The 23,716-nt window shown below is 56.9% G+C and carries 22 protein-coding genes; 9 read left to right on the top strand and 13 right to left on the bottom strand.

The window, feature by feature from the left end; translation table 11 throughout:
• Positions 1-313: 313 nt before the first annotated feature.
• Both RHM65_RS08015 and RHM65_RS08010 read left to right on the top strand, forming a co-directional pair.
• Positions 314-862: a hypothetical protein gene (locus RHM65_RS08015; RefSeq protein ID WP_322184640.1), complete on the top strand. Its 549-nt coding sequence runs from the start codon at positions 314-316 to the stop codon at positions 860-862.
• 81 nt (positions 863-943) lie between these two features.
• The gene (locus RHM65_RS08010) at positions 944-1,573 is read left to right on the top strand and encodes a glutathione S-transferase family protein (protein ID WP_322184638.1); all 630 of its coding nucleotides are present in this window, start codon (positions 944-946) and stop codon (positions 1,571-1,573) included.
• Between the two features lie 204 nt (positions 1,574-1,777).
• Here RHM65_RS08010 and RHM65_RS08005 read toward each other — a convergent pair whose 3' ends face one another.
• Entirely contained in the window at positions 1,778-2,278 is a 501-nt protein-coding gene (locus RHM65_RS08005) for an ATP-dependent zinc protease (RefSeq protein WP_322166477.1), read from the bottom strand.
• 144 nt (positions 2,279-2,422) lie between these two features.
• On the bottom strand, positions 2,423-2,953 hold the full coding sequence (locus RHM65_RS08000) for a DUF2780 domain-containing protein (RefSeq protein ID WP_322184635.1): 531 nt from the start codon (positions 2,951-2,953) through the stop codon (positions 2,423-2,425).
• Positions 2,954-3,175: 222 nt separating this feature from the next.
• On the opposite strand from RHM65_RS08000, the gene RHM65_RS07995 reads away from it, so the two are divergent.
• The 3 genes from RHM65_RS07995 to RHM65_RS07985 all read left to right on the top strand — a co-directional run bounded on the left by RHM65_RS07995 (position 3,176) and on the right by RHM65_RS07985 (position 5,316).
• Positions 3,176-3,766, top strand: coding sequence for a fasciclin domain-containing protein (locus RHM65_RS07995; protein ID WP_322166479.1), 591 nt, complete (start codon positions 3,176-3,178; stop codon positions 3,764-3,766).
• Positions 3,767-4,006: 240 nt separating this feature from the next.
• Positions 4,007-4,645 (top strand): sigma-70 family RNA polymerase sigma factor, encoded by a 639-nt coding sequence (locus tag RHM65_RS07990; RefSeq protein ID WP_416194826.1) that lies wholly within the window; start codon positions 4,007-4,009, stop codon positions 4,643-4,645.
• A complete protein-coding gene (locus RHM65_RS07985; protein WP_322184633.1) occupies positions 4,642-5,316 on the top strand; it encodes an anti-sigma factor domain-containing protein in 675 nt (224 codons plus the stop codon). The genes RHM65_RS07990 and RHM65_RS07985 overlap by 4 nt, the downstream gene beginning before the upstream one ends.
• An 80-nt stretch (positions 5,317-5,396) precedes the next feature.
• Here RHM65_RS07985 and fdhA read toward each other — a convergent pair whose 3' ends face one another.
• From fdhA to RHM65_RS07945, 8 genes are all read right to left on the bottom strand, one after another.
• Positions 5,397-6,596 carry a formaldehyde dehydrogenase, glutathione-independent gene (gene fdhA / locus RHM65_RS07980; protein ID WP_322166482.1) on the bottom strand — a complete coding sequence of 400 codons (1,200 nt, stop codon included), beginning with the start codon at positions 6,594-6,596 and terminating at the stop codon, positions 5,397-5,399.
• Between the two features lie 146 nt (positions 6,597-6,742).
• Positions 6,743-7,600, bottom strand: a complete 858-nt coding sequence (purU, locus tag RHM65_RS07975; protein WP_322166483.1) for a formyltetrahydrofolate deformylase — start codon at positions 7,598-7,600, stop codon at positions 6,743-6,745.
• A 116-nt stretch (positions 7,601-7,716) separates the two neighbouring features.
• On the bottom strand, positions 7,717-8,349 hold the full coding sequence (locus RHM65_RS07970) for a sarcosine oxidase subunit gamma (protein ID WP_322166484.1): 633 nt from the start codon (positions 8,347-8,349) through the stop codon (positions 7,717-7,719).
• A 192-nt stretch (positions 8,350-8,541) separates the two neighbouring features.
• On the bottom strand, positions 8,542-11,559 hold the full coding sequence (locus RHM65_RS07965) for a sarcosine oxidase subunit alpha (protein ID WP_322184631.1): 3,018 nt from the start codon (positions 11,557-11,559) through the stop codon (positions 8,542-8,544).
• The gene (locus tag RHM65_RS07960; protein WP_322166486.1) at positions 11,556-11,870 is read right to left on the bottom strand and encodes a sarcosine oxidase subunit delta; all 315 of its coding nucleotides are present in this window, start codon (positions 11,868-11,870) and stop codon (positions 11,556-11,558) included. Before RHM65_RS07960 ends, RHM65_RS07965 begins: the two co-directional genes overlap by 4 nt.
• Before the next feature lie 14 nt (positions 11,871-11,884).
• A complete protein-coding gene (locus RHM65_RS07955) occupies positions 11,885-13,135 on the bottom strand; it encodes a sarcosine oxidase subunit beta family protein (RefSeq protein ID WP_299833178.1) in 1,251 nt (416 codons plus the stop codon).
• Positions 13,136-13,150: 15 nt separating this feature from the next.
• Entirely contained in the window at positions 13,151-14,404 is a 1,254-nt protein-coding gene (gene glyA / locus RHM65_RS07950) for a serine hydroxymethyltransferase (RefSeq protein ID WP_322184628.1), read from the bottom strand.
• Positions 14,405-15,171: 767 nt separating this feature from the next.
• Positions 15,172-15,900, bottom strand: coding sequence for a TraX family protein (locus RHM65_RS07945; RefSeq protein ID WP_322166490.1), 729 nt, complete (start codon positions 15,898-15,900; stop codon positions 15,172-15,174).
• 94 nt (positions 15,901-15,994) lie between these two features.
• Between RHM65_RS07945 and RHM65_RS07940 the strand changes: the two genes are divergently transcribed.
• Positions 15,995-17,038 carry a low specificity L-threonine aldolase gene (locus RHM65_RS07940; protein ID WP_322166491.1) on the top strand — a complete coding sequence of 348 codons (1,044 nt, stop codon included), beginning with the start codon at positions 15,995-15,997 and terminating at the stop codon, positions 17,036-17,038.
• Between the two features lie 133 nt (positions 17,039-17,171).
• Here the strand turns inward: RHM65_RS07940 and RHM65_RS07935 are convergent, their stop codons facing one another.
• Both RHM65_RS07935 and RHM65_RS07930 read right to left on the bottom strand, forming a co-directional pair.
• Positions 17,172-17,474 carry a cell division protein ZapA gene (locus RHM65_RS07935; RefSeq protein ID WP_322166492.1) on the bottom strand — a complete coding sequence of 101 codons (303 nt, stop codon included), beginning with the start codon at positions 17,472-17,474 and terminating at the stop codon, positions 17,172-17,174.
• The gene (locus RHM65_RS07930) at positions 17,471-17,704 is read right to left on the bottom strand and encodes a hypothetical protein (RefSeq protein ID WP_322166493.1); all 234 of its coding nucleotides are present in this window, start codon (positions 17,702-17,704) and stop codon (positions 17,471-17,473) included. The genes RHM65_RS07935 and RHM65_RS07930 overlap by 4 nt, the downstream gene beginning before the upstream one ends.
• A gap of 243 nt (positions 17,705-17,947) precedes the next feature.
• Between RHM65_RS07930 and RHM65_RS07925 the strand changes: the two genes are divergently transcribed.
• On the top strand, positions 17,948-19,573 hold the full coding sequence (locus RHM65_RS07925; protein WP_322184626.1) for a methyl-accepting chemotaxis protein: 1,626 nt from the start codon (positions 17,948-17,950) through the stop codon (positions 19,571-19,573).
• Between the two features lie 98 nt (positions 19,574-19,671).
• Here RHM65_RS07925 and gbcB read toward each other — a convergent pair whose 3' ends face one another.
• Positions 19,672-20,772, bottom strand: a complete 1,101-nt coding sequence (gene gbcB, locus RHM65_RS07920; protein WP_322184624.1) for a glycine-betaine demethylase subunit GbcB — start codon at positions 20,770-20,772, stop codon at positions 19,672-19,674.
• 349 nt (positions 20,773-21,121) lie between these two features.
• Here gbcB and gbcA point away from each other — a divergent pair, with 349 nt between their 5' ends.
• On the top strand, positions 21,122-22,420 hold the full coding sequence (gbcA, locus tag RHM65_RS07915) for a glycine-betaine demethylase subunit GbcA (protein ID WP_322184623.1): 1,299 nt from the start codon (positions 21,122-21,124) through the stop codon (positions 22,418-22,420).
• 524 nt (positions 22,421-22,944) lie between these two features.
• Positions 22,945-23,709 (top strand): transporter substrate-binding domain-containing protein, encoded by a 765-nt coding sequence (locus RHM65_RS07910; RefSeq protein WP_322184622.1) that lies wholly within the window; start codon positions 22,945-22,947, stop codon positions 23,707-23,709.
• Positions 23,710-23,716: the final 7 nt, after the last annotated feature.

The raw sequence follows: 23,716 nt of genomic DNA, 5'->3' as shown, positions 1-23,716 counted from the left end.
AGAGCGTGAAGAAAAGCAAAAGTTGGGCACTTACATTCCGGCTCCATATGAACATGTAGACTTTCATGACCGACATGATCATGAAAGTTTCAGATTTTCTTTGTGGTCTAATAGATCACAGTTCTGGGCATACTTACTCATATTCGGAAAAGGGTCTTTCTGGTTCTTAATCCTACCAAGCTTATTTGCATTTACTGTTGCGGGTTTTTCACTTAAAGAGTCTTGGGGTGACTTAGCAGATGATCTAATTCTCGGATTTTATTCTTGGTTATTAGGCGTCCCTCTTTTCTGCTGGGCACTCGCTTCAATAGTCATGCGCTATTTCCCTAAACTCTGGGTCAAACCCTCCCGAGGCCCCATCTGGGAAATCAACCGCCGCACCGGCCTGGTCACTCTCTTCGATTACGACAACAACGGCGAATACAAAAAGAACGGCACCATCGGTGAACTCACCGCCCCGTTTTATGAGTTCGACGCCTACATCGCGACCATCCCGGACCGCCAAGGCTTGTCGATGAATGTGCTGTACATCGCCCATCGCTACCGCGATATCGTCATCAACTTCCGGCCCTTATTCGCTCCCGGTGAAGGTCAGTTGTGCTGCGCGTTATGGGACTTTTTACAAAACTACATGGACACCAGCCGCCCGCTGCCAGACCTGCCGCGCTACGAACAATACCGACATCTCGACCCAGCAACGGCTGAATACGACCGCAAAACCCGCCGCAATCCAAGGTTCTGGATCGATATGGACGATGCTACCTTCGAGCAAGAACTCTACGACATGCGCGGCAAGATCGATCAAATCGACACCTTCCAGCGCCCGAACTTGATGGCGCGGTATGTGGAGTATGCAGATTAATTACGGGCAGACCACTCGCCCAGATTGCCACCCAGCAAAGCGCCGACTAGTCTACTCACCTGATTCTTCCGAGGATTTTCCATGCCCGCTCCCAGCTGCACGCTGTTCTACAACATGGCATCGCCCTTCGCCCGCAAGGTTTTGATCTTTTTGCATGAGACCGGGCAATTTGATCGGGTGACGTTGCAGCAGACCCTTCCCACTCCAGTAAGCCCGGATGCAGCCCTCTGTGATGAAAACCCGGCGGGCAAGCTGCCGGCGTTGCGCTTGGCGGACGGCAATGTGATTGATGACAGTCGGGTGATTCTTGATTACTTCGATTATCAACATACTGGCAACCCGTTGATTCCCCGTGAAGGCTCTGCGCGCTGGAGACGTTTGACCTTGGCGTCGCTGGCGGATGCAGTGCTGGATGCAGCGCTGTTGATTCGCTATGAAACATTCTTGCGCCCCCCGGAAAAGCACTGGGATTTGTGGCTGGATAATCAGGCAGAAAAGATCCAGCGGACCCTCGCCTATTTTGAGCAGGATGCGGTTGCCGAACTCAACGCGCAGTTCGATATCGCCAGCATCAGCGTGGCAGCGGCGTTGGGTTATCTGGATTTCCGTCAGCCTGATTTGAACTGGCGCAGCAGTTACCCGCGTTTGGCCAATTGGTATGCCGACGTGAGCACGCGGCCGTCGATGTTGAGCACACAACCGCCTGCGTAAAATCTCAACCTGCTAGACCGCACTGCCGCGCAGCAAATTGGGGGTGCACTTCGTTTGGCTTGAGGTTGCAGCGTGTCAGGACTGCAGCCTTCCGAATAAATTCGGTCCCACCGTTTTCTCGGGCAACGCACACAGTTGTATGAGCTGCTGAAGGACCTTCGCCAACAAGTTGGCTCTAAAGACTGCGGAGCGTGTCGTTACACCTCAACAATCAGGCTTATCCGCTGTGTAACGCCGAGCCGGGTTCACCGCCGCGCCGAACTCGCGCAGGGCTTTGGCGCCGATCAGCAGTGGGTAGTTGAAGTGGCTGCGGTCTACAAGATTGACCTCTACTGTCCGTTTGGAATTGCCCAGGCACAGCTCAAGGTCCACAACCGGGCGCTTGGCCGGATCGACCAACTCGTCTTCATCGTCACCATCAAGGCGGCCTTTGATTCGGCTGATTCGCGAGACTTTATGTTCGTAAACCTTGTCGCTGGCATCTTTAGTGGCCAAGCGAAAACGCACCCAGTCTTCGCCGTCACGCTTGAACAGCTCGATATCTTTGGCCGACAGCGAAGCCGTCAGCGCACCGGTGTCCATTTTGGCCTTGAAGACTTCGCCGATTTCCGGCACACCGATGTACTCATAACGACCATACAACGTTGGCTCTGAAGCCATCACAGGCAGCGCGAGCACAGTCAACAAGGCCAGGATCGATTTCACGTAGGGGGTTCCTCAGAATGGATGAAGCCTGCAAGCCGCCAGTGCTAATGGACGCCAGCATAAACATTTTTGCGTGAAACATTCGTAAATGACCGCATCGCCGCGGTGCACGGCGATGCGTTAAACAGAGCGACTGGCTGCCCCCTAGCTTCCGACACCCCAGATACTGCTCAGGCTCTTCAGCACGGTGCCGCTGGTGCCTTGGTCGCCCAGGTACTTCAGGATCAGGGGCGCAAACTGGCTCGCGGTATCGCCGCTGATGCCCAACTTGCTGAACGCCGAGTTCACGTCGGTCATGCTCTGGACGTTGCCCAACGCGCCTGCAGCAGATGAACCGCCCGCATTGCCCATCAGACTGCTGAGTGCGCCAGCACCGGAAAGTTGATCAAGGCCCGGAACCGACTTGGTCAGCGATGAATAGTCACCGCCGCTCAACTTGTTTTTGGCTAACCCCATCAAAGCGCCCGTACCGCCGACCGCTTGCGTCGGAGTTACGTTCAATTGACTGCCCAATGTACTGAGCAAACCAGACGCTTGAGGCGTGGAGGCCGCGTTCTGATTAACCCCAGAGGAGCCGGAAACAGCGCCAGCCACGTCACTGAGGCTGAAGGCGAATACCGGGGCCGCGACCACGGTCATAAGGGTAGCGAGTGCAACAGCGCGTTTGATTTGCATCGATGTAACTCCTTGATTCATGCCCGGTCATCGCCGGTAGAAAACTGCCGTTTTGACCGCAGCAGTCCCAAAATTGTTCCCCAGGGCGTTAGCGACGCTCCATTCCTTGGGAACATAAAAAAATATAGTTCATGGGCGTGCATCCACAACGGCAGGTGCTGCGTATATCAAGCACGGACAGATGCTCTGGCCGACTTTTTCTAACCAATAAGGAACACCCCAATGACACGCACTTCGATTAAGGCGCCAATGATTGCCAGCCTCCTGACGCTGGCGTTGTCCACCGGTTTTATGTTTTCAACCGTGCAAGCAGCTGATATGTCGCACATGGTAATGGTCGGCGGTATGGGGATGTCACCCAGCAAAACTATTGTCGACAACGCCGTTAACTCTGCAGACCACACCACCTTGGTCGCTGCCGTGAAAGCCGCAGGCCTTGTGGATACGCTGAAAAGCAAAGGCCCGTTCACCGTGTTCGCCCCGGTCAACTCGGCGTTTGCCGCGCTGCCCGCCGGTACGGTAGACACCCTGCTCAAGCCTGAAAACAAGGCCATGCTGGCCCACATCCTGACCTATCACGTAGTTGCCGGTAACCTGGACATGGATGAACTGAGCAAGCGTATCCAGGCCGGTGGCGGTAAAACTGAATTGACCACCGTCAGCGGCGGCAAGCTGTGGCTGATGATGAACGGCCCGCACAACATCATCATCAAGGATGAAAAAGGCGGTGTTGCCGACATCAGCACCTACGACGTTATGCAGTCCAATGGCGTGATTCACGTCATCGACAAAGTGCTGATGCCGAAGAGCTGATGCCGCCACTCTGTAGGAGCGCGCTTGCCCGCGATGGATCGCGAAGCGGTCCCAATGGATTCACTCGGTTTTAACTGAAAGAACTGAGTCGTTGGTTTTACGACTGCTTCGCAGCCGATCGCGGGCAAGCGCGCTCCCACAGTTGTTGTTAGATGTGCAGCGTCGCAGACGTGGCGGCCCGTTCCCCAGATCATGGATGCTAAACCACAGCGCAAACTCTCCTATGAAGTGAGCATTAAGGTGAATGGAACAGCGAAAAAGCCTGAACTACCCTGCCATGGAGTTGCCAAAGAGCATGGTCAGCACCTTTATCTTGTCTGGAGATCCACTATTTCTTCTGTCGATGCCGATGAACTCAGGCACCTATTGGCCGAATGCTCGCTGGGCAGTCGCCGATCCTTTGAGAACCTGTACCGCCGTTCTTCCGGGCGTTTATTCGCTGTCGCCTTGCGTTGCATGAACCGCAACGACCTGGCTGAAGAGGTCCTGCAAGAAGCCTTCGTCCGTATTTGGCATAACGCCTCACGTTACGACTCTAATGTGTCGGCGCCGATGACGTGGATGGTCAATATCACCCGCAATATGGCGATCGACCAGTTGCGCAAACACCGGGAAGTACCGTTGACCGATGATCAGGCCGCCGCGCTGATAGACGAAGGCCCGACGGCTCACGAACAGCTCGACAGCCAGCGCGATGCCAATGCGTTGCAGCGCTGCCTGGACACCCTTGATGGGATGCAGCGCAAATCGATCATTACGGCGTATTTCCATGGAGTGTCCCACGCTGATCTCGCCTCGCAATTAGCTGCGCCCCTTGGCTCGGTTAAGTCGTGGATTCGCCGAGGCATGGAGCGCCTGCGCAGGTGCCTTGAATCATGAATTATCAACAACCCGCACTGCGGCGCGCCCTCGCTGCGGACTACGCCATCGGTTTGATGTCCACCGCCGCGCGCCTTCGTTTCGAAAAGTTGCTGCTGGAGGATCCGGCGTTACGTGCGGAATTGGGGAATTGGCAGACCACTCTTGCCAGCCTTACTGATCCGTTGCCCGAGCAGCCCGCGCCCGCACACGTCTGGCAGGCCATCGTGGCGCGAATCGACCCGCAAACGCTGCACGTGCCGGAGAAGCGCCCGTTCTGGAGTTGGCTGCGGATCGCGGCCATCGCCTGTTCGTTGATGGTCGCGATCATTGTCGGTGTGCTCTACAACCGCGACACCCTCACGTACAACGCCACCTTGACGGCCGCCAACCAACAACCAGCGATCAGTGTTCATGCTTACAACCGACACCTGGAAATCGAGCCGTTGGCGTTGGCCTCCGTTGAACCGGGCCGCAGCCTTGAGCTATGGGCCATCCCGGCAGACGGCAAACCGGTTTCCCTCGGTGTCTTGCCCGCTAACGTCAAAGGTCGGCTTAACTTGAGCGAAAGCCAACAGCAACTGCTGAGTAAGCCAGTCACATTGGCGGTCAGTCTTGAACCCACCGGAGGTTCGCCGACCGGGCAACCGACCGGACCGGTCTTGTATCAAGGGGCATTGGCGGGGCTTTGATAGCCGTGAGGTCAAGGAAGCGAGATCTGCGGGCACAAAAAAGGGCGCCATCAGGCGCCCTTTTTGTTACCGGTGAAACCTTACGCCGCGCTGAACAGCTTGTGCGGATCGATCACGAATTTCTTCGGTACACCTGCATCGAACTCGCCGTAACCGCGTGGGGCTTCGTCGAGGCTGATGACTTCAACACCCACGATGTCAGCGATTTTGATGCGGTCCCACATGATGGCTTGCATCAGTTGGCGGTTGTACTTCATGACCGGAGTTTGGCCAGTGTGGAAGCTGTGAGACTTAGCCCAACCCAAGCCCAGACGAATGCTCAGGCTGCCCATTTTTGCAGCGGCATCCACAGCGCCTGGATCTTCCGTCACGTACAGGCCCGGAATACCGATTTTGCCGGCAACGCGAACCACGCCCATCAATGAGTTCAGTACGGTTGCTGGCGCTTCGTGTTTGGCACCGGCATGACCGTGACCCCGCGCTTCAAAGCCCACGGCGTCAACGGCGCAATCCACTTCAGGCTCGCCCAGCAGGGCGGCAATTTGTTCGTGCAGCGGAGTGTCCAACGACAGGTCAGCGATTTCAAAGCCCTGAGCCTTGGCGTGAATAAGGCGAATAGGGTTCACGTCGCCGATGATTACCACCGCAGCACCCAGCAACCGCGCCGAGGCAGCAGCCGCCAGACCGACAGGACCGGCACCGGCGACATACACCGTGCTGCCCGGACCAACGCCGGCAGTGACTGCGCCGTGATAACCGGTCGGCAGAATGTCGGACAAGCACGTCAGGTCGCGGATTTTTTCCATCGCAGCGTCGCGATCTGGCAGTTTCAGCAGATTGAAATCGGCGTACGGCACCAGCACGAACTCAGCTTGGCCTCCGACCCAATCACCCATGTCGACGTAACCGTAAGCACCGCCCGGACGCGCCGGGTTAACGGTCAGGCACACGCCAGTGTTCTGTTCTTTACAGCTGCGGCAACGGCCACACGCCACGTTGAACGGAACCGACACCAAATCGCCGACTTTGAGGTTTTCAACGTCGCGACCGGCTTCGATCACTTCGCCAGTGATTTCATGACCCAGCACCAGACCAGTCTGCGCCGTGGTCCGGCCGCGAACCATGTGTTGGTCTGAGCCGCAAATGTTGGTCGATACCACACGCAAAATCACACCATGGTCGATACGTTTGCCTTGCGGGTTTTCCATTTTCGGGAAAGGGATTGTTTGTACTTCGACTTTGCCGCCGCCGAGATACACCACACCACGATTACCAGACATGCTTTCACCTCGCTATTGTTGTTATGTAGCGGTGTAAATGCGTTGCCAATCCTGACAGCGCATTCATGACACTTAGGCGGCGCGGCCTTCGCAGGCAAGCCTGCTCCCACAGGAGCAGGTTTGCCTGCGAAGGCCCCACCTCGGTGTTACAAGACTACTGTCCTATTGGCGTTCAAAAACACCCTTCGTTCGATGTGATAACCCACTGCCTTGGCCAATGTCTGGGCCTCGACGTCTCGGCCTTTGGCGATGAGGTCTTCGGGATAGTGGCTGTGATCGACCGCTTCGACGCCCTGGGCAATGATCGGGCCTTCGTCGAGGTCGTTGTTGATGTAATGCGCGGTTGCACCGACCAGTTTCACGCCCTTGTTGTAAGCCTGATGGTACGGTTTTGCGCCTTTGAAACCGGGCAGTAACGAGTGGTGAATATTGATCGCCCAGCCGTCGAGACGACGGCACAGCTCAGGCGATAGCACCTGCATGTAACGCGCGAGCACCACCAATTCGGCGCCTGTTTCCTGAATCACCCGCCACACCTGACGCTCTTGCGCGGCCTTGTCATGGGGATCGAGGGCGAAGTGGTGATAAGGCACATCGTGCCAGCGGGCCAAGGGTTCCAGGTCAGGATGGTTGGACACTACGGCAACGACGTCCATTGACAATTGCCCGATGCGTTGACGGTAAAGCAGATCGTTCAGGCAGTGATCAGCCTTGGAAACCATGATCACCACTTTGGGCCGATAGTTCGGCGCCGTCAGTTCGAACGCCATCCCGAAAGCCTCACCCCGCGCGGCCAACCCTGCGCGGAATGCTTCCTCATCGAAGCCATCCGGCTGGCGAAACTCAACGCGGATGAAGAACCGGCTCGACAGCCGGTCATCGAAGGAGTGGTGCTCGGTGACGTAGCAATTCTGCTCGTACAGATAGCGGGTCACCGCGTCCACCGTGCCTAAAACGCTCGGGCAGTCGGCAGTCAGAATCCATGTGTCGGGGGCGCGGCTCATTGTCTGTTCCTTGTTTGCAATTGACCCGTGGGATCGAATTCATTCGGGAGTGGAGCGCCGCGGTGCATCAGTCAAACCAGTTGCCCGCTTCCCGAATGAATTCGGTCCTACAGTGATTAGCCTTGAATACTCAACCCATACTCAGCGCTGGCATCTTGCAGCCACATCCACCAGTAATCGGAGAACGAGCGGCGGATGACCAATTCCCAGGTGTCTTCGCCGGTATGACGAATCACCAATTGCGACTTGGCGAACACGGTGCCTACAGCTTTACCCACCGGGAAGTTATTCGGGTGCACGTCGTAGCTGGTGGATTTCATCAGCAGTTCGCGAACTTTCGGCCCAGTGAGTTCCAGCAAGCTTTGCCCACCGCTGACGTTGATCACGGCGATGTGATGCCCGACCAATGCTTCGCGCAGACGCTGCTCAGCGCCCAGCTCTTCACCGCCGGGAACAATCAGCAGCCATTCATCTGGACCCAGCCATTGCAGCGAGCTTTCGCCGCTGATAACGACTTTTAGCGGACCCGGCAATTCCATACCCAAAGCTTGGTGTACGCCTGCGGCGAACGCTGCGTCGTGGCCATCGCCACGGAGGGTCAGGTGACCCAGCAATTTTTTCTCGCGCAGGATCACCCCAGGGTTATTACGACCCTTGCCGACCAGGCTGCCGAGGTCGGCATGAAACAACGGTGACTCGGCTTTTTCACCGGTCGTTGGCCGTTGTTGGTAAACGTTGGCTGTGGTCATAGAGCACCTTTTCAATACTTTCCGCTGTTGAACACGACGTCTGTGTTGTGGCTAATGCCCCTTCGCAGGCAAGCCTGCTCCCACAGAGGTGGTGTCAGACATAACATGTGTGAATGCCTGCGATCCTGTGGGAGCAGGCTTGCCTGCGAATCAGACACGAGGTGTCCCAGACAAGCCGCCCCACCGAAATCGTCAAACGTTCTGCTGTTCGCCTTTGGGATCGAAGAACACCGAGGAGCAAATTTCGGCTTCAATCACGCTGCCATCGGCCAACGGTGCGAACACCCTTTCACCCATGCGTTTGAGGCCGCCGGTCACAACACCCAGTGCAAACGAATAACCCAGCGTGCCATTGGTGTAACTCGAGGTCACGTGTCCAACCATGGTCATCGGGATCGACTGTTTAGTGTCGAACACCAACTGCGCACCTTCTGGCAGCCATTTGGTCGGATCGATCGGCTTGAGCCCCACCAACTGCTTACGTTGATCACGCACGCAATCTTCGCGGTTCATGCCACGCCAGCCCAGCCACGAGAACGGTTTGGTCCGACCCACACACCAGCCCATGTTCAAGTCGTCCGGGGTCATCGAGCCGTCGGTGTCTTGGCCGACGATGATGAAACCCTTCTCGGCCCGCAGCACGTGCATGGTTTCGGTGCCATACGGGGTCAGGTTGTACTGCTTGCCCGCTTCGATGATTTTTTCCAGAACGCCCATGGCGTAGTCGGCCTGGATGTTTACTTCGTAAGACAGCTCACCGGTGAACGAGATACGGAACACCCGAGCCGGTACGCCACCGACCAAGCCTTCTTTCCAGGTCATGAACGGGAAAGCGTCCTTCTCCAGATCGATGTCGGTGACTTCGCTGAGCAGCTTGCGGCTGTTCGGGCCAGACAAGGTCAGGGTTGCCCAATGGTCAGTTACGGACGTGAAGTACACCTTCAGGTCTGGCCATTCGGTCTGCTGATAGATTTCCAGCCATTGCAGTACGCGTGCAGCGCCGCCGGTGGTGGTGGTCATCAGGAAGTGGTTATCGGCGAGGCAAGCGGTAACGCCGTCGTCGAAGACCATGCCGTCTTCTTTACACATCAGTCCATAACGCGCCTTGCCCACGTCGAGCTTGGTCCAAGCGTTAGTGTAGATGCGATTGAGAAACTCACGAGCATCCGGTCCTTGAATGTCGATTTTGCCCAGAGTAGACGCATCCAGCAGGCCAACGCTGGCGCGCACGGCCTTGCATTCACGGCTAACCGCTGCGTGCAGGTCTTCACCGTTTTTCGGGAAATACCACGGACGCTTCCATTGACCGACGTCTTCGAATTCGGCGCCATTTTTAACGTGCCAGGCGTGCAGCGCGGTGAAGCGAACAGGCTCGAAGATGTGGCCGGCGTGACGGCCGGCGATGGCGCCGAAGGTCACCGGGGTGTAGTTCGGGCGGAACATCGTGGTGCCCATTTCGGTGATCGACATGTTCAACGAGCGGGCCGCAATGGCCAGGCCGTTTACGTTGCCGAGCTTGCCTTGGTCGGTACCGAAACCCAGTGCGGTGTAGCGTTTGACGTGTTCAACCGACTCGAAGCCTTCGCGGGTCGCCAGTTCAATGGCGGCGGCGGTGACGTCGTTTTGCAGGTCGACGAATTGCTTCGGCGCCCGTGCAGTGGCTTTTTCATGCGGGACCTGGAACAGCGCCAGTGTCGGCTCTTCCAACCGGGTCAGCGCTTTGGGCAGTGTGCCTTCAACGATCTTGAAGCCCGCTTCATTGGCTGCGCGAGCGCCGCCTTCAAAGCCATCGGCCAAGGCATCAGCCAAGCCGAACACGCCGTTGATGCCGCCAACGCACACGCGTTTTTGCGGTGCTTCGCCCGGTACGAAACCGAGGATGTCTTCACGCCAGATCGGCTTGCCGCCCAAATGGGAGGCCAAGTGCACGATGGGGCTGTAGCCACCTGAGCTGCCGACCAAGTCGCAATCAAGCCACTCGCCAGGGCTGGCCACGCGATGGCCTTTGACGTCGATGGCGGCAATCCGCGCTGCAGTCACCCGCTTAGTACCACGCACTTCAATCACGGCGCTGGAGGTCAGAATCCGAATGCCTTTGGCCCGTGCTTCTTCAACCAACGCGCCACGTGGATTGCTCCGGGCGTCAGCGATGGCCACCACTTGCAGGCTGGCGTCGAGCCAATCCAATGCAACGCGGTAGGCGTAATCGTTGTTGGTCGACAGCACCAGTTTTTTGCCCGGTGCCACGCCGTAACGACGCACGTAGGTGGAAACAGCGCCAGCCAGCATGTTGCCCGGCACGTCGTTGTTGCCGTAAACCAGTGGACGCTCGTGAGTACCGGTCGCCAACACAACGCGTTTGGCGCGAACCCGGTGCATACGCTGACGTACTTGGCCGATGGGCGCACGGTCACCGAGGTGATCGGCCAAGCGTTCGTGAATGGTCAGGAAGTTATGGTCGTGGTAGCCGTTGACGGTGGCGCGTGGCAACAGGATCACGTCCGGCAGGCTTTTCAGCTCAGCCAGTACGGTGGCGACCCATTCGGCTGCGGGTTTGCCATCCAGGCTTTCACGGCTGTCGAGCAGACTGCCACCGAATTCTTCCTGTTCATCAGCGAGGATGACCCGAGCGCCGCTGCGACCGGCAGCCAACGCAGCAGCCAGACCGGCAGGTCCCGCGCCCACAATCAGCACGTCGCAATGATGGTTCATCGCATCGTAGGTGTCAGGGTCGTTTTCGGTCGGCGAACGGCCAAGACCTGCGGCCTTACGAATGTACTTCTCGTAGGTCATCCAGAACGATTGCGGGTACATGAAGGTTTTGTAGTAGAAGCCCGGCGGCATCAGCTTGCCGCCGACTTTACCGAGAATCCCCATCACGTCGGTGTTTACGCTTGGCCAGCCGTTGGTGCTGGTGGCGACCAAACCCTGGTACAGCGCTTGTTGTGTGGCGCGCACGTTGGGGATTTGCGTGGCTTCGGTCGAACCGATCTGCAACACCGCGTTCGGCTCTTCGGAGCCGGCGGCGAAAATCCCGCGAGGACGCGAATATTTGAAGCTACGGCCAACGATGTCGACGCCATTTGCCAGCAATGCTGCGGCCAGTGTGTCGCCTTCGAAACCCTGATAACTCTGACCGTTGAAGGTGAAGTTCAGCACCTTGCTACGGTCGATACGGCCACCGTTAGGCAGGCGATTGTTCTGGCTCATGCCTTGTCTCCCAATACCGGAGTAGCCGCTTTAGCGGTGAACTGCGGTTTCTCGCCGATCAGGTAAGTCTCGAGAATTTCGTAGGTCACGGTGTCACGGGTCGCATTGAAGTACTGACGGCAACCGGCAACGTGATCCCACAGCTCGTGGTGTAAGCCGCGTGGGTTATCGCGGAAAAACATGTAATCGCCCCACTCAGCATCGGTGCAGGTGTTTGGGTCCAACGGACGCGGGATATGAGCCTGGCCCGAGGCGTGGAATTCCTCTTCAGAGCGCAGTTCGCCACAGTGAGGACAGAAGATGTGCAACATAGGTATTTCTCCTGTTAGTGGGCGACTGCCGCGGCGCCGTGTTCGTCGATCAGCGCACCGTTATGGAAACGGTCGATGGAAAATGGTTTTGCCAATGGGTGCATTTCGCCTTTCGCGAGGCTGGCAGCGAACACGTTGCCTGAACCTGGCGTGGCTTTGAAACCACCAGTGCCCCAACCGCAGTTGAAAAACATGTTGCCCACCGGGGTTTTCGAAATGATCGGGCAAGCGTCCGGCGTGGTATCGACGATGCCGCCCCACTGACGGTTCATGCGCACACGGGACAACACCGGGAACATCTCGACGATGGCCTGAATCGTGTGTTCGATCACCGGGTATGAACCGCGTTGACCATAGCCAACCCAACCGTCGATACCGGCACCGATCACCAAGTCACCCTTGTCGGACTGGCTGATGTAGCCGTGAACCGCGTTGGACATGATCACGCTGTCGATAATCGGTTTGATCGGCTCAGACACCAACGCTTGCAGCGGGTGAGATTCGATTGGCAGGCGGAAGCCCGCGAGTTTGGCCATGTGTCCGGAGTTACCGGCGGTCACCACACCGACGCGCTTGGCGCCGATGAAGCCTTTGTTGGTTTCTACGCCGATGCACACGCCGTTTTCCTTACGGAAACCGATGACTTCGGTTTGTTGAATCAGGTCGACACCCAAGGCGTCAGCGGCACGGGCAAAACCCCAGGCTACGGCGTCGTGACGGGCAACGCCGCCACGGCGCTGAACGGTGGCGCCGATGATCGGATAACGGGTGTTTTTCGAGCAGTCCAGGTAAGGAATTTCTTCCGCGACTTGTTTCTGGTTCAGCAACTCGCCGTCCACGCCGTTCAGACGGTTAGCGCTGACTCGGCGTTCCGAGTCGCGCATGTCTTGCAAGGTGTGGCACAGGTTGTAGACGCCGCGCTGGGAGAACATCACGTTGTAGTTGATGTCCTGCGACAGACCTTCCCACAACTTCATGGCGTGTTCGTACAAATGCGCCGATTCATCCCACAAGTAATTGGAGCGAACGATGGTGGTGTTGCGCGCGGTGTTGCCGCCACCCAACCAACCTTTTTCGACCACAGCCACGTTAGTAATGCCGTGCTCTTTGGCCAGGTAGTAAGCCGTGGCCAGACCGTGCCCGCCGCCGCCGACGATAACCACGTCGTAGACTTTTTTCGGGGTCGGCGTGCGCCACATTTTCTGCCAGTTTTCATGATGGCTGAGGGAGTGCTTGAAGAGGCCGAAGCCTGAGTAATGCTGCATGGATCTACTCCTGACTCAGCGATAAACCGGGAAATCGGTGCACAGCGCTGCAACCTGGCTGGCAACATTGGCCTCGACATCGGCATCGCCGAGGTTGTCGAGAATGTCACAAATCCAGCCGGCCAACTCGACGCACTGGGTCACTTTGAAGCCGCGCGTGGTCACCGCCGGGGTGCCAATACGAAGACCTGAGGTGACGAACGGCGATTGTGGATCATTCGGTACCGAGTTTTTGTTCACGGTAATGTGCGCGCGGCCCAAGGCTGCGTCGGCTTCTTTACCGGTGAGGCCCTGACGAATCAGGCTGACCAAAAACAGGTGGTTGTCGGTGCCGTCGGAAACGACATCGTAGCCACGGTCCATGAACACTTGCGCCATGGCTTGGGCGTTGTCGATCACTTGTTGTTGATAGACCTTGAAGCTGGGCTCCATGGCTTCTTTAAAGCACACGGCTTTGGCCGCGATGACGTGCATCAGCGGGCCGCCTTGGCCACCTGGGAATACCGCCGAGTTGAATTTTTTCTCAAGTTCTTCATTGGCTTTAGCCAGGATCAAACCGCCACGTGGACCGCGCAGGGTTTTGTGCGTGGTGGTGGTCACGACGTCAGCGTACGGCAGCGGGTTCGGGTACAGACCCGCAGCCACCAGACCGGCCACGTGGGCCATGTCAACGAACAGGTAAGCGCCCACTTTGTCGGCGATGGCGCGGAAACGTGGGAAATCCAGGGTTTTAGAGTAGGCCGAGAAGCCTGCGATGATCATTTTCGGTTTGCTTTCGACCGCAATCCGCTCGACTTCGTCGTAATCGATCAAGCCGGTCGTGGTATCGATGCCGTATTGCACAGCGTTATACAGTTTGCCGGAGAAGCTGACTTTGGCGCCGTGGGTCAAGTGACCGCCGTGGGCCAGGCTCATGCCCAGCACGGTATCGCCTGCATTCAACAGGGCCAGATAAACAGCGGCGTTGGCCTGGCTACCGGAGTGCGGCTGAACGTTGGCGTAATCGGCGCCGAACAATTGCTTGGCGCGTTCGATGGCCAGCAGCTCAACTTTGTCGACGTGTTCACAGCCGCCGTAGTAACGCTTGCCGGGGTAGCCTTCTGCGTATTTGTTGGTCAGGCCGCTGCCTTGGGCTTCCATCACACGCTTGCTGGTGTAGTTTTCCGAAGCGATCAGCTCAATATGGTCTTCCTGGCGCTGCTCCTCGGCATTCATCGCTGCCAACAGTGCATCGTCATAACCTTGGATTTGGTCTAGCTTGCTGAACATCGCGGTTCTCCCAGCGGCGGCGCTGCGCCTGGCTTATCGATAGGGCTTGTAGAGCGCCCTTTGGATGCGATGGTAGGTCCGACGCAGACAGGCCAAATGCCTATGGACGCCACGCAAAGGTGCGTTTACGACATGAGTTGGCGCGCAGAGATAATTGGCAACTAAAGATGTAGGGGCACCTGCCCCCGATGGATCGCTAAGCGGTCCCAAATGCTGAATTCAAGGTTTACGACCGCTTCGCAGCCGATCGCGAACACTTTCGCTCCTACGTCCCAATCTGCAGGAACTGCCGAAGACTGCGATGAATATCAGGTGCCTACTCTTCCAGATCCGCCGAAGCCCCCCGTGGGAGTTGGCTTGCCAACGAAAGCGTCATTGCGCGCGACCCAGGTTTTTCGGCTGAAATCGGCGGCGTGATGATGGGCCTGTTCGCAGGCAAGCCTGCTCCCACACATTCGGCCATCGCTGAGTTCGTGCGGACCCAAATCACCCTGTGGGAATTGGCTTGCCAACGAAAGCGTCATTGCGCGCGACCCAGGTTTTCCGGCTGAAATCGACGGCGTGATGATGGGCCTCTTCGCAGGCAAGCCTGCTCCCACACATTCGGCCATCGCTGAGCTCGTGCGGACCCAAATCACCCCGTGGGAGTTGGCTTGCCAACGAAAGCGTCATTGCGCGCGACCCAGGTTTTCCGGCTGAAATCGACGGCGTGATGATGGGTCTGTTCGCAGGCAAGCCTGCTCCCACAGAATGTACGGCGGCCCCACCTACAGCTCTGCTAGTCGCCGCACGGCCAATAACACTAAAAAATGCACAGGATAGATCGCATATGCCCAGCGGCGCATGGGCCAAATCGCGATAGGTGGGTGGGAACGCAAGATCGCCAGCCCCATCAGCGGTGCAAATAAGCACGCGATAATCCCGCCAATCGATACCGGGTCACCCCAACTGGCGCCGGCAAACATTTCCGGCCAGGCATTGCTCGCCAGACATACCGCCCCCGGCAACAGCGCGGCGTACCAAGGCCGGTGCAGGACCCATAAAACCGACAACGGCAACAGTGCACCATAAAAGCCGAACATCAACTGCTCGCGAAAAACCCACCCCAGCAGCAATGCCAAGCCTGCCAGCACCGACGCCGAAACCGTGCGATCAATCCAGCCCCGCGCCACCAGCAGCCCTACGGCCAACGTCGGCATCACGCTCAACGTCGTTGCATCAGCCGACATGTACAGGCGATAGGGCAGTTCCGCCACACAGGCAAACACCACCATCCATCCCAAATAACGCCACTGCATGCCCTGCCCCGGACCTTTACGCGCAAGATTGACGGCAATCGCCAGGCAAAACAACGCAAAGGCCATCCGTCCGGGCACATACAGAACGTTCAGCGACCAGCCCAAGTAGCGCAGATGATCGAGCACCATGCTCAGCATCGCCAGCCACTTCAAAAGGTCCAGCGCAGCGTCTCTTGGCTCCGTTTTCGACAGCTTCATAACACTCCAGGGTCCAGCTAAACAGAACAACCCATGACCTGAGCCCGCAATCTTCGTTAAAGTGCGCACCATCTTCGATCACAGGGAATCGGCCATGACAGATAAAAGCCAGCAGTTTGCCAGCGACAACTACTCAGGGATTTGCCCCGAGGCCTGGGCTGCCATGGAACAGGCCAACCACGGCCATCAACGAGCGTACGGCGATGATGAGTGGACCGCTCGCGCGTCGGATCATTTCCGTCAATTGTTCGAAACCGACTGCGAAGTGTTTTTCGCCTTTAACGGCACCGCCGCTAACTCCCTGGCGTTGTCGTCGTTGTGCCAGAGTTACCACAGCGTCATCTGCTCGGAAACCGCCCACGTCGAAACCGACGAATGCGGCGCGCCGGAGTTCTTCTCTAACGGTTCCAAGCTGCTGACTGCCCGCAGCGAGAACGGCAAGCTGACCCCGGAATCGATTCGCGAAGTCGCACTCAAGCGTCAGGACATTCACTACCCCAAGCCCCGCGTCGTGACATTGACCCAAGCGACTGAAGTCGGCAGCGTTTATCAAATCGAAGAACTCAAGGCCATCAGCGCCACCTGCAAAGAACTCGGTCTGCACCTGCACATGGACGGCGCGCGGTTTTCCAATGCCTGCGCCTTCCTTAACTGCACGCCTGCCGAGCTGACGTGGAAAGCCGGGATTGATGTGCTGTGTTTTGGCGGGACTAAAAACGGTATGGCGGTGGGCGAAGCCATTCTGTTTTTTAACCACACGCTGGCTGAAGACTTTGACTACCGTTGTAAACAAGCCGGGCAGCTAGCGTCGAAGATGCGCTTCCTTTCAGCTCCGTGGGTCGGCCTGCTGGAAAACGACGCATGGCTCAAACACGCGCGTCATGCCAACCAGTGCGCGCAACTGCTCGCGGAGTTGGTGAAAGACATTCCCGGCGTGGAATTGATGTTCCCGGTGCAGGCCAATGGCGTGTTCTTGCAGATGTCAGAGCCGACGATCAAGGCGTTGACCAACAAGGGCTGGCGCTTCTACACGTTTATAGGCGACGGCGGCGCAAGGTTCATGTGTTCGTGGGACACCGAAGAAGACCGCGTACGTGAATTGGCGGCGGACATTCGGTTAGTGATGCAGGCGGGATAAATGCAGATTGGTGGCTTTTCTGTGGGACCGAATTTATTCGGGAATTGGGCGGCGCGGACTGTCGGTAACACCGCGTTGTTTCCTTCCCGAATGAATTCGGTCCCACAGAGTTGCACCGCACTACCGGCTCGATTCAGCCTTGGGCAATGGTCTTGGAAATCACTTCAACCGTGGCGCTGACTTGCTCTTGATAACGGTTGAGTTCCTTTTTGTGCCGCTGCTTGAGTTCGACTTGCTGCGAACACAGGTTCAACGCGGCCAGCACCAGCAGCTTGTCACCGATCAAGCTCGGGTATTTGCGCTTGGTGTCTGCCAGCGCTTGCTTGAGCATAACGGCGGCTTCCAGCAGGGTCTGCTCTTCTCCAATGGGTGCTTTGATCGAATAATCGTTGCCCAGAATCGAGACGACTTTGATCCCGTCCCTGTCGGTACTCATGCGCTGACAGCGGTAACGCGGGTGGCACGGTCAACCAGTGCCTGAATCCGGGCGGCAGTTGCGCCCTGTTTTTCTTCTTGCTCCAGCATATTCAATTGAAGACTGTCGTTCTCATCCTTCACTTGCGCCAGCGCTGCATTTAATTGCGAATTAGCAGTTTGTAGTGCCTGATTCTGCTGCACCAGGTCACCGACCAGTTGTTCCAATTGACTCAGGGATGCTTCCAACATTTTGATTTCTCGAGCAAATTTCAAGGGGCGCACACGATAAAGAAAACTTACCCCACCGTATACGCATAACGAGTGTTACTGACTGCATTTTTGCGGTCTGGTTCCTGCGAATCGCCGGACCTATTCGAAAGACAACAAATACTCGGTTAATACCCTCAAGACTTTAGTCTTGTGTCCGATAGGTGATACAGGCTGCTCTCTATTTGCTCTCGCTGCGCGGAATGCGCGCCTCCTGGAAATCCTATGTCCCTTCGAAATATCAATATCGCACCGCGCGCATTTCTCGGGTTTTCCTTGATCGGCGCACTGATGCTGATCCTGGGTGTTTTCGCCCTGACGCAAATGAGCAGAATCCGCGTGGCGGGCGAGGTCGTCACCCACAACACCCTGCCCAGTATCAGAAACCTGGACAAGCTGATTGAGCACAGCGTCCGTTTGCGCGTGCTGTCTTATCGCCTGGCGCAAAACCGCGATCCTGCCACCCAAGATAAAATCTTAGACTCGATGACCAAACGCGATCAGATGGTCACCGAAGCCCAAGCCAGTTATGAAAAACTGATCAACGGCGCTGAAGAGCAAGGCATCTATAACCAGTTTCTGCAGTTGGTCTCTCAGTACCGCCAGCTTGAAGACCGCATGCGAGCCCTGAGCCGGGCCGACAAGCTCGAAGAACTGAATGTTCTGCTCAGTGTTGACCTTCAAAACAACTCGGACCAGATGAACGTCGTGCTGACGAAACTGGTTGATATCAATACCCAGCAAATGGCCACCGCCAATCAGGAAGGGGCCGATCAATATTCGCTGGCGTTCAATATGGTGGTCGGGCTGCTCATCATCGCGACTGTCCTGACGATACTGTTCGCCTGGCTGCTGACCAACAGCATTACGCACCCGGTCTCGGAAGCTTTATTGGTCGCCGAAGACATCGCGGAAGGTAATCTGACGCGTCAAATCAAGGTTGAAGGCAGTGACGAAATCGGTCGCCTGCTGAAAGCCATGCAAAAGATGCAGGCCAAACTGCGGGACACGCTGAACCACATTTCAGGCTCCGCCACCCAGTTGGCGTCGGCGGCAGAAGAGCTAAACACCGTGACCGATGAAAGCGCTCGGGGTTTGGCACAGCAAAACAAAGAAATTGAACAAGCGGCGACGGCAGTCAACCAAATGACCACCGCCGTGGAAGAAGTCGCGCGTAATGCCGTCAGCACCTCCGACGCCTCGAAAGATGCCACCACGTCGGCAAGCGATGGCCGTGAATTGGTCATGGAAACCGTGGGCGCTATCGAGCGCATGAGCGGCGACGTGCAAAGCACCGCAGAACTGATCGGCAACCTGGCCAATGAATCCCGTGACATCGGCAAGGTGCTGGACGTTATTCGCGGCTTGGCCGACCAGACCAATTTGCTGGCGCTCAACGCCGCCATCGAAGCCGCACGCGCCGGTGAGGCCGGTCGTGGTTTTGCGGTAGTAGCCGACGAAGTTCGCGCATTGGCGCACCGCACGCAGCAGTCCACCAGCGAAATCGAACGGATGATCGGCAGCATTCAGGGCGGTACGGAGCAGGCGGTGAACTCCATGCGCAACAGCACCGAGCGTGCCGAGTCAACGCTGAACATCGCTAAAGGCGCAGGCCTGGCGCTGGACACCATCAACGCCGCCATCGTGCAGATTAACGAGCGCAACCTGGTGATCGCCAGCGCGGCGGAAGAGCAGGCACAAGTCGCCCGCGAAGTGGACCGTAATCTGGTGAACATCCGCGACCTGTCAGTGCAATCGGCCACCGGTGCGACCCAGACCAGCTCCGCCAGCAGCGAGCTGTCGCGTCTGGCCATCGACCTGAGCAGCATGGTTCAGCGCTTCAGGCTGTAAAAATCTGTAGAAGCCAACGTGTTGGCGAGGCGGTTTAGTATGTTTAACCGCATCAAGCCTTCGCCAACACGTTGGCTCCTACAGAGGTGTGCTTCCGATCAGAAATCGATCCGCACATCGCCCTTTGGCACGCTACAGCACGACAAGATGTAGCCTTCGGCCACGTCTTCGTCGGTGATACCGCCGTTGTGTTCCATTTCCACTTCTCCGCCAAGTTTCATTACCTTGCACGTCCCGCAGATGCCCATGCCACAGGCTTTCGGGATCAGCAGGCCGAGTTTGGCAGCCGCGGCGTGGACGGTTTCGCCTGGCGCAACACGAATGCTTTTGCCGGACGAAAGGAATTCCACCTGATGCAGGTCCGCCACATCGAGTTCCGGCGCATCGGCGGCAATTTCGGCTTGCTCAACCGCATCGGCACGGGCTTCCGGTGGCGTCGCACCGAATGACTCTTCGTGATACTGAGCCATGTTGAAGCCGTTGGCTTCCAGCAGTCGCTTGACGGCGCTCATGTAGGGCGTAGGCCCGCAACAGAACACTTCACGATCCAGAAAGTCAGGAACCATCAATTCCAGCATCTTCTGGTTCAAATAACCGCGATAACCGGCCCACGGCTCGCCCAGACCGTGCTTTTCACAAATCAGGTGCAGGCTGAAGTTGTCGATCCGCGACGCCATGTGTTCCAGTTCACGGTGGTAGATGATGTCTTTCGGCGTGCGGGCGCTGTGGACGAAGACCATGTCGACATTGGCGTTGGTGTCGTAGAACCAGCGGGCCATGGACATCACCGGGGTAATACCGACCCCGCCGCTGAGGTAAAGAATTTTCGGGTTCGGGAAGTCCATGGCATTGAACAGCCCCACCGGACCGTGTACTGCCAACTCCTGACCTTCGTGCAGCGTGTCGTGCAGGTAATTGGAGACCTTGCCGCCGGGCACGCGCTTGATGGTGATCGAGAAGCTGTAGGGCACCGACGGTGAGCTGGAAATGGTGTAGGAACGCATCACCGGCACACCGTCTATCTCCAACTCCAATGTCACGAACTGACCGGGCTTGAAAAAGAACATGATCGGCTGATCAGCCATAAAGCAGAAGGTTCGCACGTCCCAGGTTTCCTGGATCACCTTGACGACGCGCACAGGGTGGCGGCCATTAGCCCATGTCTGGGTATTTACCGGATTAAGGAAAGTGTTGGACATGCTTATCTCCACGGTCGAATGTCGACCTTATGGTGCGGATTCTGCGTAAGGCGCCGTGTGGCCACTTACCTATCTGCGACATCGACGTACTTATCGCAACCAGCCCCCAACGACTGGGGTTAGCGCGTCGGAAACGGATTCGGCCATGTCGCCCATGGATAAGGATCAGTCAGCGACCGACTGCACACTCGGCGTTAAGAATTTGTGAGTTTTTTTATAAGAAACCTGTAAGAACGCCATTCATAAAGCATGGGCGGCAATCGTACCGACACCCTGCGTGCTACTGCTACAAACAACCGTATTAGCCCTATTCGCCGACCGCTCGAAAACGGTCATGAGGACTTGAAAGATGGACGTCACCGCAACCTTGAGCTTGGGCGATCCGCTGGAACCCGCACGTAAGGCCACCGCCGAAATGCTGCAGAACCGCGAACGCACGTTTTCGCTACCGCAGCCTTTCTACAGCGATGAACGGCTTTATGAAATCGACATGCAGGAAATCTTTCAAAAAGAGTGGTTGATCGCGGGCATGACCTGCGAGATCCCGACCAAGGGTAATTACCTGACTTTGCAGATCGGCAAGAACCCGATCATCGTGATTCGTGGCGCTGAGGGGCAGGTGTACGCGTTTCACAACGTCTGCCGTCACCGCGGCTCGCGTTTGTGTACCGCGGAAAAAGGCAAGGTTGCCAAGTTGGTATGCCAATACCACCAGTGGACGTACGAGCTTGATGGGCGCCTGTTGTTCGCCGGCTCCGAAATGGGCGACGACTTCGACATGAAGCAGTACGGCCTCAAGCCAGTGCACGTGAAAACAGCGGGCGGTTATATCTTCATCAGCCTGGCTGAAAAGCCATCAGCTATTGACGACTTCCTGCAGACGCTGACTCATTACATGGAACCGTATGACATGGAGAACACCAAGGTGGCGGTGCAAACCACCTTGATGGAGAAGGCCAACTGGAAACTGGTGCTGGAAAACAACCGCGAGTGCTACCACTGCAACGCGGCGCACCCAGAGCTGCTGAAAACCCTGCTGGAGTGGGACGACGTCACCGACCCGCGCGCCAACCAAGCGTTTAAGGATCACGTTGCTACGTCTGCCGCCGCGTGGGAAGCCGAGAAGATTCCTTTCGCCCACGCCAGCTTCGGCCTGCGTAACCGCATCGTGCGCATGCCATTGCTCAAAGGCACGGTGTCGATGACCTTGGACGGCAAACAGGGCAGCAAAAAGTTAATGGGCCGGATCCAGAATCCTGACTTGGGCTCGATGCGCATCTTGCACCTGCCGCACTCGTGGAACCACTGCATGGGCGATCACATCATCGTCTTTACCGTATGGCCACTGGGCGCGCAGGAAACCATGGTCACCACCAAGTGGCTGGTCCACAAAGACGCAGTAGAAGGCGAGGATTACGACGTCGCACGCATGCGCGAAGTCTGGGACGCCACCAATGACCAGGACCGTCGTCTGGCCGAAGAAAACCAACGCGGTATTAACTCCACCGCTTACCAACCAGGCCCGTACTCGCAAACGTATGAGTTTGGTGTGATCAACTTTATCGACTGGTACAGCGCCCGGATGCTCGAGAACCTCGGCGCAGCACCCGCACCGTATTTGAAAGGTGTTGCGGTTAATCACGAGTAAGTCCACAAACTCTGTAGGAACCAACGTGTTGGCGAAAATTTTTTCGCGGCGAGTCAGCTTTGAGGCTTCGCCAACAGGTTGGCTCTTACAGAGTCCCGTATTGATCAAAGATCAACCACTGCCCGCCAACACCAACCCCGCCGCCCTCCGCAGCCTTTAGCCAACAACTTATCCACAGACCCACCCACAGCAATTGTGGGCAAGTAGGATTTTGCCTGTGGAAAAACTCAAGAAAAACCGTGACTTATCCAAAAGTATAGTTAGGGAACACTATTGGTCATTTTTTGATCATGCGACGCTAAGCCACATGGGACGTGGCCTAGAGAGGACCGTGAACATGTTATCCACAGAAGCGCCAACAGAGATTGTGGGCAAGTATTTCCATACCGACCGTTGTTTTGCAGGCAACCCTCGCCTGCGCAACTTTTACACGGGGTTTCCATCAACAATAACGCCGCTCTAACCCGCATTTACGATAATGTTGCGCCTATTCCAACGCCGGCCACCGCTCACGGAGCAACCGAATGAAGACCTGCAAAAAGTTCCTCCTGGCCGCCATCGCCACGCTGGCGTTCGCGACCGGTGCGGTTGCTGCGGACAAAATGAAAATGGGCGTACAGGCCGCCTACCCACCCTTCAACAGCAAAGACGCCAGCGGCCAGGTCGTGGGCTTTGACGTCGATATCGGCAATGCCCTGTGCGCAAAAATGAAAGTCGAGTGCGACGTGGTGACTTCCGATTGGGACGCCATCATTCCGGCTCTGAACGCTGATCAGTTCAATTTCTTGGTGTCGTCGATGTCGATCACCGAGGAGCGCAAGCAACTCGTCGATTTCACCGACCCGTATTACTCCAACAAGCTGCAATTCATCGGCCCCAAGGCCGCTGAATTGAACATCGAAAAAACCACCCTCAAAGACACCCTGAACGGCAAAACCATCGGCGCCGCACGCGGTACGGTGGCGGCGGTCTGGCTAAACGACAACCTCGGCGTTGGTGCCACCATCACGTTGTATGACACCCAGGCAGACGCCTACGCCGACCTGAGTGCCGGCAACCTGGACGCCGTGCTTGCGGACAAATTCGTCAGCTATGAATGGCTCAAAAGCGAAGCGGGGGCATCCTATGAGTTCAAAGGCGCGCCCGTCGTCGATAACGACAAGATTGGCATTGCCGTGCGCAAAGGCGACCCGCTACGCGAACAATTGAACGCCGCGCTGAAAGACATCATCAACGACGGCACCTACAAGAAAATCAACGACCGCTATTTCCCCTTTAGCATTCTTTGATCGGCGT

The organism is Pseudomonas sp. CCI4.2, assembly GCF_034350045.1.
GTDB lineage: Bacteria > Pseudomonadota > Gammaproteobacteria > Pseudomonadales > Pseudomonadaceae > Aquipseudomonas.
The sequence above is the reverse complement of the archived record's forward strand: the minus strand, read 5'-3'. Positions and strand labels throughout refer to the sequence as shown.

Excerpts from the sequence above, each read along its gene's own strand:
- RHM65_RS08015 (WP_322184640.1), top strand. The coding sequence starts at position 314 with ATGCGCTATTTCCCTAAACTCTGGGTCAAACCCTCCCGAGGCCCCATC.
- RHM65_RS08010 (WP_322184638.1), top strand. The coding sequence starts at position 944 with ATGCCCGCTCCCAGCTGCACGCTGTTCTACAACATGGCATCGCCCTTC.
- RHM65_RS08000 (WP_322184635.1), bottom strand. The coding sequence starts at position 2,953 with ATGCAAATCAAACGCGCTGTTGCACTCGCTACCCTTATGACCGTGGTC.
- RHM65_RS07995 (WP_322166479.1), top strand. The coding sequence starts at position 3,176 with ATGACACGCACTTCGATTAAGGCGCCAATGATTGCCAGCCTCCTGACG.
- RHM65_RS07985 (WP_322184633.1), top strand. The coding sequence starts at position 4,642 with ATGAATTATCAACAACCCGCACTGCGGCGCGCCCTCGCTGCGGACTAC.
- fdhA (WP_322166482.1), bottom strand. The coding sequence starts at position 6,596 with ATGTCTGGTAATCGTGGTGTGGTGTATCTCGGCGGCGGCAAAGTCGAA.
- purU (WP_322166483.1), bottom strand. The coding sequence starts at position 7,600 with ATGAGCCGCGCCCCCGACACATGGATTCTGACTGCCGACTGCCCGAGC.
- RHM65_RS07970 (WP_322166484.1), bottom strand. The coding sequence starts at position 8,349 with ATGACCACAGCCAACGTTTACCAACAACGGCCAACGACCGGTGAAAAA.
- RHM65_RS07965 (WP_322184631.1), bottom strand. The coding sequence starts at position 11,559 with ATGAGCCAGAACAATCGCCTGCCTAACGGTGGCCGTATCGACCGTAGC.
- RHM65_RS07960 (WP_322166486.1), bottom strand. The coding sequence starts at position 11,870 with ATGTTGCACATCTTCTGTCCTCACTGTGGCGAACTGCGCTCTGAAGAG.
- RHM65_RS07955 (WP_299833178.1), bottom strand. The coding sequence starts at position 13,135 with ATGCAGCATTACTCAGGCTTCGGCCTCTTCAAGCACTCCCTCAGCCAT.
- glyA (WP_322184628.1), bottom strand. The coding sequence starts at position 14,404 with ATGTTCAGCAAGCTAGACCAAATCCAAGGTTATGACGATGCACTGTTG.
- RHM65_RS07945 (WP_322166490.1), bottom strand. The coding sequence starts at position 15,900 with ATGAAGCTGTCGAAAACGGAGCCAAGAGACGCTGCGCTGGACCTTTTG.
- RHM65_RS07940 (WP_322166491.1), top strand. The coding sequence starts at position 15,995 with ATGACAGATAAAAGCCAGCAGTTTGCCAGCGACAACTACTCAGGGATT.
- RHM65_RS07935 (WP_322166492.1), bottom strand. The coding sequence starts at position 17,474 with ATGAGTACCGACAGGGACGGGATCAAAGTCGTCTCGATTCTGGGCAAC.
- RHM65_RS07930 (WP_322166493.1), bottom strand. The coding sequence starts at position 17,704 with ATGTTGGAAGCATCCCTGAGTCAATTGGAACAACTGGTCGGTGACCTG.
- RHM65_RS07925 (WP_322184626.1), top strand. The coding sequence starts at position 17,948 with ATGTCCCTTCGAAATATCAATATCGCACCGCGCGCATTTCTCGGGTTT.
- gbcB (WP_322184624.1), bottom strand. The coding sequence starts at position 20,772 with ATGTCCAACACTTTCCTTAATCCGGTAAATACCCAGACATGGGCTAAT.
- gbcA (WP_322184623.1), top strand. The coding sequence starts at position 21,122 with ATGGACGTCACCGCAACCTTGAGCTTGGGCGATCCGCTGGAACCCGCA.
- RHM65_RS07910 (WP_322184622.1), top strand. The coding sequence starts at position 22,945 with ATGAAGACCTGCAAAAAGTTCCTCCTGGCCGCCATCGCCACGCTGGCG.